Raw genomic sequence first — 11,705 nt, 5'->3', positions numbered from 1 at the left:
CGAAAGGTCTACTTTAGGCTTCTCCGGAGTTTCCTTGGCTAACGGTTTGAAATCGAAGTGAAACTCCCGAAAGATATATCGAACTTTAAATGCCTGTGGATCTTCTTTGAATCGTTTCTTTTCTTCTGTGGTCATTTGGTTCAATTTCTTTTTATAGAAGGAACATTGATCGTTTCTGCACTTAAAGACATAAAAATCTTTACGTTCTTTAATCTTTTCCAAGCTCTTCAAACAATGGGGACATTTGAGAACAGCTTCTTTCAAGTAGCGATTTTGTTTACTGAACAGACACGCACACACTTTACATTGGTATTGACCTTTGTCTCCGTTGTTGGCATAAAGATAAGCTGCGGGTGCAGAACATTTGGGGCATGTCATCGTCGTTGGTACGGTAACCACACTGTTTTTACGACGCTTAACCGGCTTTAGCTCTTTACCATGTGCAGCCTGGTAATCGTTGAGCAGTTCCTGATAGTCTAGTTTATCCAAGGTTTCGATAATCGGCATGTCATCCACTTCAAACTTACGATAAGGCTTATCAACAGGTTCATCATACTGGGGTTTGGCAACGGACTTTCCAAGGATCATCCCGAGGAGAAGAAAAATAATTTTCTCTTGATACTTGATATATTCAAGCAAATAGTATATAAGTTGAGGTAACAACTTGTCACATCCTTTTTAGGTATTTTGAGTGAGTCGTTACCTCATAAATAACCTATTTTTAAGGGGGTGGCAAGTTTTTTTGTGCAAAAACGCTTAAAAACAACAAAAACACAGGTTTTTACTAAGAAACTTTTGACAATACCAAAAACTTATTAGGGGGGGAGCCATGAAAATTATAATTGCACCGGACTCTTTTAAAGGTAGTATGAGTTCAATTGAGGCAGCTAAATCAATTGAAAAAGGTGTTTTACGTGCATTTCCTGAGGCAAATACAACCTTGTTGCCTGTAGGTGATGGTGGTGAGGGAACACTCGATACTTTAGTGGCAGCTACAAAAGGAAATAAAATACAGGTCCGCGTTCACGGTCCGTTTGGAAATGTTGTAGAGGGAGAGTATGGAGTACTTGGTGATGGAAAAACATGTATTATTGAAATGGCAAAAGCCTCCGGAATTGGACTTTAGTTAGAACTTCTTTAATAAATTCTAAGTCCTTATAATTAACACTGTATTGGAAAGTACCTTCTAACCCAAATACTTTTTAAAATATTAATGTGAATAAACATAAGCATTACTAACTGCATTCTTTACAATCCGAAATAAAAATCCGAAATAAAACAAAAGCGTACGATAATATTATTGACAAATCAAAAGTGTATCTATAAACTCAATGAAAAGCCGTGCTTTACATTATCATAAATAATTTTCATATTTTAATATTAAAATTGATAAGGTTAATTACAGCAAATATTACGAATAGGATTGGAGAAAAAACTATGAATCAAAAAATCTGGGTCGGTACGAACTGGAAAATGACAAAAACAATTAGTGAAGGATTAGCTTATACGGAAGAATTAGTTCGAATCTCCAAAAAAGTTTCTAATAATATTGAACTATTTATTATCCCTTCTTACACTGCACTCACTTCTATAAGTGAGTTAACATCGCAGTCAAGAATACATATAGGGGCCCAAAACATGCACTGGGAAGACTCAGGAGCATATACAGGAGAAATCTCACCACGAATGTTAGATGAAATCGGGATTGAAATAGTTGAACTTGGTCATTCAGAACGTAGACAGTATTACAAAGAGAATGATGCTGATATTAATAAAAAAGTCCATGCAGCTTTACGATATGACATGAAACCACTAGTTTGTATTGGAGAAAATATAGTTGAAAAGAAAAACAATATCTCTAAAGAAACTTTAGCGGCACAATTAAAAGTGTGTTTGAAGGACTTAACTAAGGAAGAAGCAAGTAGCGTAATGATTGCTTATGAGCCAGTATGGGCAATTGGGGAAAACGGAATTCCTGCAGATTCAGGGTATGTAGCAGAGATTCATGCATTTCTTCGTGAAGAATTGATTCAGTTATTTGGTGAAGTTGGATCAGACATTCCGCTATTATATGGCGGAAGTGTAAATCATGAAAATATAATTGAATACATAGATATTGTGGATGTAAATGGGTTGTTTATTGGAAGATCAGCTTGGGAAACGGAAAGATTTGAAGAAATTTTAAGAAAGTTAGAGAATCATCTTTATAATTGAAGATAAAAATGCCTATCAGTATTATTTGCTGATAGGCATTTTTATTTTTAGAAACTTGGTTGAAACAAGCGATTAACTGAAAAAAGTTAATTATTTGAAATGATAACTTCAATATCCTTAAGTAATGGTTTTTCTATAATTTCCTCAGGTAGAGATTTATCAGTTATAAGTATATCTATTTCTTCTGTTTGTGCGAATACAGCACTAGATATAGCACCTATTTTTGAAGAATCTATTAGAGCAACAACCTTGTCTGCTCTTTTTATCATCTCTCTTTTTAAGGAGACTTCATATAAATTAAAATCAGTTAGACCGTTTTCAATAGTGAACCCATTAGCAGAAGTGTACATAGTATCAATATTCACTTGATCTAATAAATCAATTCCAAGGGTTCCTTCAATTGCACTCGATCCTTTTGAAGCTACTCCACCAATTAAAATGACGGTAATATCTGGGTTTTCCTTAAGTTCTATTGCTGTTTGTAAGCCACTTGTAACAACAGTTAGTTTTAACGGTTCCTTGCTTATATATCGTGCGAGTTCAAGTACAGTAGAACTTCCATCTAATAAAATACATTGTCTGTTCTTAATAGTATGTATTGCTTCTTCAGCAATTTTCATTTTTTCATCTTTATTTTTTTTACTTCTTACAGAGAAGCTCACATCTTCATCTTTTGTATCATTCAGTACTGCCCCACCGTGGGTTCTTGTTAGTAATCCGTCCTGTTCTAGTTGATTTAGATCTGTGCGTAAAGTTGCCTCAGATACTCCAATTTTAGATGAAAGGCCTTTAACTGTAATTCTTTTATTTTTCTTTAATAAATCCATAATAGTGTCTCTTCTTTCACTGACAAACATTTTCATAATTACTTCCCACCCTATTATTATCTTTTATTAAATATAATACAATTTATTATGTAAAACAAATTTTTTATACACTAATTTATTTCATTTTGTCTTGTTTATAATTAAATAACATCAAAAACCAATCAAATAAGATAATAAACGAAAAAATATAATTGACAAAACGAAAAATAATGATACTATTAATTTACAATCAATTATAAAAAACAAATGAAGGTGCTTTCAAAAAAGTGTGCTTGTGAATAGAAAGATAGATTTAGTAGTATTATAACATTCTTTTTGTAAGCGGGAACAATAGAGGGGATGAGAAACGTGAACGGTTATTCTTATGAAGAAACGAATAGAATAAATGATTGAAGCTTCGTATCAAAATTTATTTGCTTTTTGTTTTTTAGACACCTACTAAATTATAAATGGGGTGAGATGATGAAGTTAGGTACCAGTACTTACGCATTTTTTTGGCATTTGTCGGAGCAAAATCCGATACCTTCCTCTTTAACTGAACTATTAAAACTTACTAAAAAAATGGGAGGAGAGGTCTTCCAAATCTGTGATTATCCGCAGGTCGAAAAAATGTCAGAAAAGGAACTCAAGCAAATTGTAGAGTTAGCAAAAGACTTAGATATTGAATTAGAACTCGGAACACGTGGGGTAGCGCCTGAACATTTGCATAATTACTTGAGAATCGCACAAATACTAAATGTTAAAGTTTTACGGACGATGTTCCATACGGCGGACGATAAGCCGACAAATGAAGAGATATACAAGAGATTAACGACAGTTATGCCTGAATATGAAAACGCTCAAGTTAAAATAGCAATTGAAACTTATGAACAGGTTCCTACAAAAGAAATTGTCGATATAATCAAGCGAATTAACAATCCATACTTAGGTGTTTGTTTGGATCCGGGTAATACTGTAGCTGCACTAGAACATCCAAATGACGTTATCAATCAAACAGCACCTTATGTGAAGAATTTGCATGTTAAAGATTTCACCTTTTCAAGAAAAGATGGCTGGGTAGGCTTTACATTGTCCGGCTGTCCATTAGGAGAAGGGTTACTTGACTTGAATTATATGATTGATGCGTTGAAAAAAGAGAAACGTGATGTCAATGCGATTATTGAACTTTGGTTACCATTTATTGAAAACATAGAGAAAACGCTTAAGCTTGAAAAAGAATGGATTCAAACGAGTATTAATTATTTAAGGAGGACGTTACAATGACAAACAAAACTAAGGTAACGATTATAGGTGCTGGTGGAAAAATGGGGGCAAGATTAAGAAATAATCTCTTGAAAAGTGATGATTACGATTTAGCTTTAGTAGAAAACTCCTCAGAAAAGAAAGCTCAAATTGAGGAAACAGGACAAAAAGTTTATACATCTGAAGAGGTAGTTCCTACTAGTGATGTAGTCATCTTAGCAGTACCGGATATTGCAATTGGTTCTGTTTCTAAACAGATAGTTCCAGCTATGAAAGAAGGGGCGACAGTTCTTACTCTGGATCCAGCTGCTGCGTACGCTGGACAATTATATACTCGTGAAGATATAACGTCAGTTGTTGCACACCCTTGTCATCCCTCTGTATTTGGACAATATTTAACTGAAGAAGAACATGCAGATACTTTTGGAGGAATTGCTGCTGAGCAGGATGTTGTAATTGCTAAACATACTGGAGAGGAAGAAAAATATGAAGTGACTGCAAAAATCGTTGAGGTAATGTATGGTCCAGTTGGAAAATTGCATCGTATAACTGTTAAAGATATGGCAATCTTGGAACCGACTTTAGCTGAGGTTGTAGCTTGTATGGTTGGTGATTTTCTCAATGATGTAATTAATGAAACGGTGAAAAAAGGAGTACCGGAAGAAGCTGCGCGTGCAATGTTCTATGGTCATATCCAGATAGCCCTAGCTAATGCACTAGAAGGTGCTAATCCATTCTCCGATGCGTGCCTAATTGCGATGGATTATGGACGTGAAGCAATTATCAAAGAGGATTGGAAGCGTATATTTGATGATGAAGTCCTTGATGAAGTTGTTGGTAAAATGTTAAAACTTGAAGAGCCTATTAAACATTGAAATATTAATAAATTTCAACTGAAGTAAAACGGGGGGGATATATATGAGTTTGGTAGCAGAGGAAAAAGTTATAAATAAACTCAATAGAAGATTATTGCCAATTTTATTAATTAGTTTCTTTGTATCAATTCTAGATCGAACTAATATTAGTATAGCTTCACTACAAATGAATGAAGATTTAGCGCTAACCGCTCAAATGTTTGGTTTTGGTTCAGGGATCTTTTTTATAAGTTACTTTATATTTGAAGTTCCAAGTAACTATATTCTTGAAAGAGTAGGAGCAAGACGTTGGATTGCAAGAATTATGTTGACTTGGGGTATTATTACAATGGCAACAATGTTTGTAACAGGCCCAATCTCCTTCTATGTTTTACGCTTCCTTTTAGGGGCAGCTGAAGCAGGTTTTTATCCTGGTGTTATTTACTATATTTCAACATTCTATCCGGCAAGACATCGGACTAAAGCGAACGCTATCTTTCAAATCGGTTCACCAATTGCGGTAGCCCTAGGTTCACCAATTTCTGGTTTGATTCTCGAACTAGATGGTCTATGGGGGCTTAGGGGATGGCAATTAGTATTTGTCTTAGAAGGTATACCAGCTGTTATTCTTGGAGTTATTATCTGGTTTTACTTAACGGACTCTCCATCTAAAGCTAAGTGGCTAAAACCAGAAGAGATAAAATGGCTAAATAATGAATTAGCCAAAGAGGCAACTGTAAAAGAGCATGTCTCCTTCTTTAAATTGATTAAAATACCACAGTTGATCTTACAATCTTTTGTTTATCTATCTATTGTTGTTGGATTATATGGAGTTACAATCTGGTTACCACAAATTGTTTCCCAAATGTCTGGCGCAAGTAACCTAGCTACTAGTTTCTTATCTGCAATTCCATCCATTTTGGCAATTTTCGGAATTGTGATACTAGCTTCGTATGCTCAAAAAGTTAAAAAACAAAAGAAATACGCTATCATTTCTAGTGTAATAGGAGCCATTGCATTAGTCTTAAGTGCATTTACTGGGAATCCTTGGATTGCATTAGTGTTACTAGCGGTAGCAGCAACAGGTATTCAAGCAGCAATTCCATTATTCTGGACCTTACCGTCGTCTATGTTCTTCGGGGCTACAGCAGCCGCGGCAATTGCGGTTATTAACTCAATAGGTAACCTCGGAGGTTTCGTTGGTCCTTATGTTGTTGGATACATTAGTGATGCGACAGGAAATCTGCAGTATGGTTTAATTTTTCTAGGTATCGTTCTATTCTTAGGAGCTATAGGTTTATACTATATGAAAGACAATACGAAAAAATTGGATGACGAGGATGAATCCAAGTTAGATAAAGTTACTAGCTGATTTTCATATATCCCATATCATAATAAAAGTGATATGGGATATTGGGATGAAATCGAATAGTACCAAACTCCAAGTTAAATTTATAGCGGAAATCCCTTTTATTAAGTAATCAATGTTTTACTCTCAGAAACTATACGATATTTTGATAATTCCTTTATGGGTATATTTCTCAGTTAAGGTTTAAACCTTAGAGTTGAACAGTTACGTTCGTATGAAAGTACGAAAATTGACAGAAAATACATTAGGGTTATACTAATAAATGAAAAGAACCAAAATAAATTAAAAACGATAACAAACTGAAAGTGAGGGTTAATTTATGTCAAAGAAAATAATTAATAAGCCTGAAAATGTAGTTTCAGAAGCTGTAGAGGGCTTCATGTTAGCCAATAAAAATTCTTTAGTTAAAGTAGAAGATGTAAACGGGATTATTCGAAAAGACATAGATGACAAGGTTGCAATTATAACTGGCGGCGGAAGTGGTCATGAACCACTATTTATGGGCTTTGTAGGAGAAGGTCTTGCTGATGGTGTTGCAGTAGGGAACGTGTTTGCAGCACCTACTCCAAATACTATTCAGGAAGTAGCTAAAGCCGCAGATCAAGGTAAAGGCGTACTTTTTGTTTATGGGAATTATGCTGGAGATGTTCTAAATTTTGATATGGCTGCTGAATTACTAGATTTTGAGGATATTAACGTAAATACTGTATTGGTCGCTGACGATGTTGCCTCGGCACCTGAAGATAGGAAAGAAGATCGACGAGGAATTGCTGGGGATGTATTTGTAATAAAAATTGCAGGAGCAGCATCTGAAAAAGGCTGGTCATTAGAGGAAGTAACACGTGTTACACAAAAGGCAGCAGATCAAGCCTTTTCAATTGGTGTAGCAACGAGTCCTGGTATAATCCCAGGAGAAAAAGAGCCGGCATTTGTCCTTGGAGACGATGAAATTGAATTAGGAATGGGGATTCATGGCGAACCAGGTATAAAACGCACAAAAATGATGCCTTCTGACCAATTGACAGAAGAATTAATGGAAACCTTATTAAAGGAATGTAAAATAAACGCTGGTGAAGAAGTTGCGGTTTATGTAAATGGATTAGGTTCAACTACTTTGTTAGAACTACTCATTGTTAATCGTAAAGTAGGTCAATTACTTGAGGAAAAGGGTATAAAAGTTTACGATATGGATGTCAATAGTTATTGTACTACCCAAGAAATGGGTGGATTTTCTATTTCATTACTAAAATTGGATGAGGAACTAAAAGATTTATATAATTCACCAGCTCATTCACCATATTATTCTAAAAACATCAAGGAATAAATAGAGGGGGAAAAGAATCATGTCGATAAAATTAGCGAATAGCCTTACCATAGAACAAGTAAGAGATATGTATTTATATGTTAGTGATAAAATAATAGAAAGTAAGCCTTTACTAACCCAAATTGATAGCGCTATCGGTGACGGCGATCATGGAATAGGAATGTCGGTTGGCTTTTCTAAAGCTAAAGAAAATCTGGAAATGAAAGATTTCTCAACGGTTAATGAGATTTTTAAAGAAATCGGTATGTCCATGATCGGTTCTATGGGAGGGGCCTCGGGAGTTATTTTTGGAACCATGTTTGTAGGAGGAGTGAAAGCAGCGGAGGAGAAAAAAGAGCTAGACACAAAGCTACTAGCTGAACTTTTTTCCAATTCGCTTGCAGCAATTAAAAAACGCGGGAAAGCAGAACTCGGGGATAAAACGATGATTGATGCCTTACAGCCAGCTGTTGAGTCATTGAAAAAAAGTATAAATGAAGAGAACTTAAGTATCTTAGAAGCGATTAAGAATGCGGAAACAGCAGCGGCCGATGGTGTGGAAAATACCAAAGATTATGTTGCTAAATTTGGACGTTCTAAGTCCCTCGGAGATAGAGCAATTGGCCATCAGGATGCTGGGGCTACTTCAGTATGGTTGATTTTTAAAGGGATGAGAGAGTGGATAGAGAAAATAGATAACTAATAATTGTTTAGAAAATAAAAGAGGCATGTTTCCAAATGCCTCTTTTATTTTCGGTCAATTACTTTTATGTTATGAGAAGCTAGCTCATTTAATAAACCTTCTGAAAGCTGTTTATCTGTTATTAAAGCATCAATTTGCTCGGTTGTTGCGAAGGAGGAAATGGAACTAGTACCAATTTTTGTATGGTCGATCAGTGCGACTATCTTATTAGCTTTTTGAACCATTTGTCTTTTTAATTCTACTTCATAGACGTTAAAGTCCGTTAAACCATCAACTATTGTAAATCCACTGGCAGAACTGAATAAAACATCTATATGTATTTTATCTAAAATGGAACTCCCAATCAGACCTTCTAACCCCATAGACCCCATCCGTGCAATCCCGCCGAGAACGATGACATTAATATTTGGATTTTCTTTTAATTCCATTGCAGTGGAGAGTCCGCTTGTAACGACAGTAAGTTTTAAATCGGTATCTTTTAATTTACGTGCCAATTCTAAGGCAGTTGTACTCGCATCTAGTAGAATGCTGTTTTTATATTGAATAAACTCAATTGCTCGATTAGCAATTATAATTTTTGAATCGATATTTTTCATAGCGCGCTCGGTGAAATTACTTTTTGGAGGTAAGTTTTCATTTAAGACGGCTCCACCATGCGTTCTTATTAACAGGCCTTTATTTTCCATTATATTTAAATCTGAACGTAAAGTGGCTTCCGATACTTGCAAGGAGTTCGCTAATTCTTTAACGGTAAGTCTCTTGTCCTTTTGTAATTGGTTTAGAATAATGTTTCTTCGTTCTTCTGCAAACATTTTTCCCATAAATATACCCCCGTGTTTGTATATAATGCTATTCAATCATATCATGAAAAAAATTCAAAGCAAACCACTGAAATTTATTACTTGTCTAATAAGTATATACTCATTATCGAAAACAAATGAAAATAAACAGTTATATTATTGAAGTAAACGAAAGTATGTGATAAGATGAAAATAGAGAAGTAAAAAGGAATAAAGAAAGGGGATTAAAAAATGAAAATCGCAATCGGCAGTGACCACAACGCATTTCAATTAAAAGAAACAATTAAAGGGTTTTTAGCAGATACAGAGCACGAGGTAATCGACTTCGGATGTTACTCAGAAGATGCAGTAGATTATCCAGACGTAGCTTTCCAAGTAGCGGAAGCAATCAGTGAAGGAAAAGCAGAAAGAGGTATTTTAGTTTGTGGAACTGGTATTGGTGTATGTATTGCAGCAAATAAATATCCAGGAATCCGCGCGGGACTTGCTCATGATGTTTATTCAGCAGAAAGAGCACAATTAAGTAATAACGCACAAATTCTAACAATGGGATCACAAATTATTGGACCAGAAGTTGCAAAGAAAGTTGTTGAAGCTTACTTGAACGTAGCGTGGGCGGAAGGTTCCAAACAAAAAGTAGATAAGATTATCGAAAAAGAAGCAGAGTTCGTAGGGGAAAATTTTAAAGAAGCGGTAGCTGGAAGTAATTGTGCAGTTAACTAAACATGCGAATCGAGGAGAATAAGCATGCAATCATTATTATTGGATTTTTTAAAAGTAACTGAATCAGCTGCAGTCGCCGCCTTGCCGTGGGTTGGTAGTGGCGACAAAATCGCGGCTGACGGGGCTGCAACAAATGCGATGCGGGAAACCTTGAATAAAATGAAAATGCACAGCAAGATTGTCATTGGGGAAGGTGAGATCGACGAAGCCCCGATGCTCTATATCGGTGAAGAACTTGGGAAAGGTGGCAGTCACGAAGTCGATATTGCAGTAGATCCGATTGAAGGAACAACACCAACTGTTAATGGACAAGGAAACGCGATTACAGTAATCGCAGCGGCTGAGAAAGGGGCATTGCTTCACGCTCCCGATATGTATATGAAGAAGATGGCAGTTGGACCAAAAGCAAAAGGGCATATTGATTTAGATGCACCAATCGAAGAAAATATTAAAAATGTCGCAAAGGCGCTTGGAAAAGAAGTAACAGAGCTGAATGTTCTGATACAAGACCGGCCGAGACATGAGGAATATATTGAACGAATTCGAGAAACAGGTGCTAAAGTACGTTTGTTTCATGATGGTGACGTCATTTATGCCATTGCCACTTGCATTGAAAGTTTAGGTGTCGACATGTTCCTTGGAATTGGCGGTGCCCCTGAAGGAGTGCTGGGAGCAGTTGCCGCGCGTTGTATGGGTGGAGAGATGCAAGCAAAACTCTTACCACGCAATGAAGAAGAAATTGCTAGATGCATGGAAATGGGGATCAACAATTTCGAAAGCGTTTTAACACAGGATGATTTAGTGCGCACAGATGATTGTCTGTTTGCAGCTACTGGAATCACCGATAATATTATCATCGACGGTATTGAAACAATCGCTGGCAACCATCACACTTCTTCTATTCTTGTAAATGGCAGAGAAAAACAAGTGAGATATGTTAAAAGTGTTTATCCAGTGAAAGCGAGCGTTTAGCACAGTAAAATCTTAGGAGGTTTTTTAAGATGGATTTCTATTTAGACACAGCAAATATTGAAGAGATTAAACGAATTAATCGATTGGGATTAGTGGACGGTGTTACAACAAATCCTTCCATTATTGCAAAGGAGAATAGAGATTTTAAAGAAACGATTAAAGAGATTTGTGAGCTTGTGGATGGCCCGGTTAGTGCTGAAGTAATCGGACTTACCGTGGAGGAGATGGTGGGTGAAGCGCGTGATATCGCAACATGGGCATCAAACGTCGTTGTGAAAATCCCGATGACGGAGGCTGGATTAGAAGCGGTTAATATTCTTTCTAAAGAAGGTATTAAGACGAATGTTACGCTCATTTTTTCCGTATCCCAAGGACTGATGGCGGCCAAAGCGGGTGCAACATATGTTAGTCCATTTGTCGGTAGAATCGATGATATTGGTGAAGATGGACTGGAATTGATTCAGAACCTGAAAACAACGCTTCAGAATTATCATTTCAATACGAAGATCATTACAGCAAGTATCCGGACGATTAATCACTTGGAAAAAGCAGCAACAGCCGGGGCAGATATTGCGACGATTCCCGGGTCCCTATTACCGAAATTATGGAAGCATCCATTAACGGATAAGGGAATTGAGCAATTCTTAGCTGATTGGGAAAGTGTTCCAAAATAAGCACTAGCTATAATTGAAAGGGAT

The 11,705-nt window shown here is 36.2% G+C and carries 12 protein-coding genes and 1 pseudogene; 10 read left to right on the top strand and 3 right to left on the bottom strand.

All coding sequences use genetic code 11. The features are described 5' to 3' along the window. Positions 1–663 (bottom strand): annotated as a pseudogene (locus GN217_RS02685) (DDE-type integrase/transposase/recombinase); the annotation flags it as partial. A gap of 166 nt (positions 664–829) precedes the next feature. Here GN217_RS02685 and GN217_RS02680 point away from each other — a divergent pair. Both GN217_RS02680 and GN217_RS02675 read left to right on the top strand, forming a co-directional pair. Then, a complete protein-coding gene (locus GN217_RS02680; RefSeq protein WP_156854992.1) occupies positions 830–1,126 on the top strand; it encodes a glycerate kinase in 297 nt (98 codons plus the stop codon). Positions 1,127–1,437: 311 nt separating this feature from the next. Continuing rightward, positions 1,438–2,214, top strand: a complete 777-nt coding sequence (locus GN217_RS02675; RefSeq protein WP_156854990.1) for a triose-phosphate isomerase — start codon at positions 1,438–1,440, stop codon at positions 2,212–2,214. Positions 2,215–2,300: 86 nt separating this feature from the next. On the opposite strand, the gene GN217_RS02670 is transcribed toward GN217_RS02675, so the two are convergent. Further along, positions 2,301–3,077 carry a DeoR/GlpR family DNA-binding transcription regulator gene (locus GN217_RS02670; protein WP_156854988.1) on the bottom strand — a complete coding sequence of 259 codons (777 nt, stop codon included), beginning with the start codon at positions 3,075–3,077 and terminating at the stop codon, positions 2,301–2,303. A 423-nt stretch (positions 3,078–3,500) separates the two neighbouring features. On the opposite strand from GN217_RS02670, the gene GN217_RS02665 reads away from it, so the two are divergent. The 5 genes from GN217_RS02665 to dhaL all read left to right on the top strand — a co-directional run bounded on the left by GN217_RS02665 (position 3,501) and on the right by dhaL (position 8,512). After that, entirely contained in the window at positions 3,501–4,304 is an 804-nt protein-coding gene (locus GN217_RS02665) for a sugar phosphate isomerase/epimerase family protein (RefSeq protein ID WP_370459696.1), read from the top strand. Then, a complete protein-coding gene (locus tag GN217_RS02660; protein WP_156854984.1) occupies positions 4,301–5,158 on the top strand; it encodes a phosphogluconate dehydrogenase C-terminal domain-containing protein in 858 nt (285 codons plus the stop codon). Before GN217_RS02665 ends, GN217_RS02660 begins: the two co-directional genes overlap by 4 nt. A 43-nt stretch (positions 5,159–5,201) precedes the next feature. Next, complete coding sequence (locus GN217_RS02655; RefSeq protein ID WP_156854982.1) at positions 5,202–6,509, top strand: MFS transporter; 1,308 nt, start codon at positions 5,202–5,204, stop codon at positions 6,507–6,509. Positions 6,510–6,825: 316 nt separating this feature from the next. After that, entirely contained in the window at positions 6,826–7,830 is a 1,005-nt protein-coding gene (locus tag GN217_RS18655; RefSeq protein ID WP_198042566.1) for a dihydroxyacetone kinase subunit DhaK, read from the top strand. 19 nt (positions 7,831–7,849) lie between these two features. Next, complete coding sequence (dhaL, locus tag GN217_RS18650) at positions 7,850–8,512, top strand: dihydroxyacetone kinase subunit DhaL (protein WP_198042565.1); 663 nt, start codon at positions 7,850–7,852, stop codon at positions 8,510–8,512. 44 nt (positions 8,513–8,556) lie between these two features. Here the strand turns inward: dhaL and GN217_RS02645 are convergent, their stop codons facing one another. Then, positions 8,557–9,333: a DeoR/GlpR family DNA-binding transcription regulator gene (locus tag GN217_RS02645; protein ID WP_232334307.1), complete on the bottom strand. Its 777-nt coding sequence runs from the start codon at positions 9,331–9,333 to the stop codon at positions 8,557–8,559. A 210-nt stretch (positions 9,334–9,543) separates the two neighbouring features. On the opposite strand from GN217_RS02645, the gene rpiB reads away from it, so the two are divergent. From rpiB to fsa, 3 genes are read left to right on the top strand one after another with little or no spacing between them, the layout of a single operon-like run. Continuing rightward, a complete protein-coding gene (rpiB, locus tag GN217_RS02640) occupies positions 9,544–10,035 on the top strand; it encodes a ribose 5-phosphate isomerase B (protein WP_156854980.1) in 492 nt (163 codons plus the stop codon). Between the two features lie 24 nt (positions 10,036–10,059). Beyond that, entirely contained in the window at positions 10,060–11,007 is a 948-nt protein-coding gene (gene glpX / locus GN217_RS02635) for a class II fructose-bisphosphatase (RefSeq protein ID WP_156854978.1), read from the top strand. 29 nt (positions 11,008–11,036) lie between these two features. After that, a complete protein-coding gene (gene fsa / locus GN217_RS02630) occupies positions 11,037–11,681 on the top strand; it encodes a fructose-6-phosphate aldolase (RefSeq protein WP_156854976.1) in 645 nt (214 codons plus the stop codon). Positions 11,682–11,705: the final 24 nt, after the last annotated feature.

This window comes from Oceanobacillus sp. AG, from assembly GCF_009746545.1.
Taxonomy (GTDB): domain Bacteria; phylum Bacillota; class Bacilli; order Bacillales; family Amphibacillaceae; genus Oceanobacillus; species Oceanobacillus indicireducens.
The sequence above is the reverse complement of the archived record's forward strand: the minus strand, read 5'-3'. Positions and strand labels throughout refer to the sequence as shown.

Bases quoted from the DNA above. Each gene is read 5' to 3' on its own strand.
- glpX (WP_156854978.1), top strand. From the start codon at position 10,060: ATGCAATCATTATTATTGGATTTTTTAAAAGTAACTGAATCAGCTGCA.
- dhaL (WP_198042565.1), top strand. From the start codon at position 7,850: ATGTCGATAAAATTAGCGAATAGCCTTACCATAGAACAAGTAAGAGAT.
- fsa (WP_156854976.1), top strand. From the start codon at position 11,037: ATGGATTTCTATTTAGACACAGCAAATATTGAAGAGATTAAACGAATT.
- GN217_RS02665 (WP_370459696.1), top strand. From the start codon at position 3,501: ATGATGAAGTTAGGTACCAGTACTTACGCATTTTTTTGGCATTTGTCG.
- GN217_RS02655 (WP_156854982.1), top strand. From the start codon at position 5,202: ATGAGTTTGGTAGCAGAGGAAAAAGTTATAAATAAACTCAATAGAAGA.
- rpiB (WP_156854980.1), top strand. From the start codon at position 9,544: ATGAAAATCGCAATCGGCAGTGACCACAACGCATTTCAATTAAAAGAA.
- GN217_RS02675 (WP_156854990.1), top strand. From the start codon at position 1,438: ATGAATCAAAAAATCTGGGTCGGTACGAACTGGAAAATGACAAAAACA.
- GN217_RS02670 (WP_156854988.1), bottom strand. From the start codon at position 3,077: ATGAAAATGTTTGTCAGTGAAAGAAGAGACACTATTATGGATTTATTA.
- GN217_RS02645 (WP_232334307.1), bottom strand. From the start codon at position 9,333: ATGGGAAAAATGTTTGCAGAAGAACGAAGAAACATTATTCTAAACCAA.
- GN217_RS02680 (WP_156854992.1), top strand. From the start codon at position 830: ATGAAAATTATAATTGCACCGGACTCTTTTAAAGGTAGTATGAGTTCA.
- GN217_RS18655 (WP_198042566.1), top strand. From the start codon at position 6,826: ATGTCAAAGAAAATAATTAATAAGCCTGAAAATGTAGTTTCAGAAGCT.
- GN217_RS02660 (WP_156854984.1), top strand. From the start codon at position 4,301: ATGACAAACAAAACTAAGGTAACGATTATAGGTGCTGGTGGAAAAATG.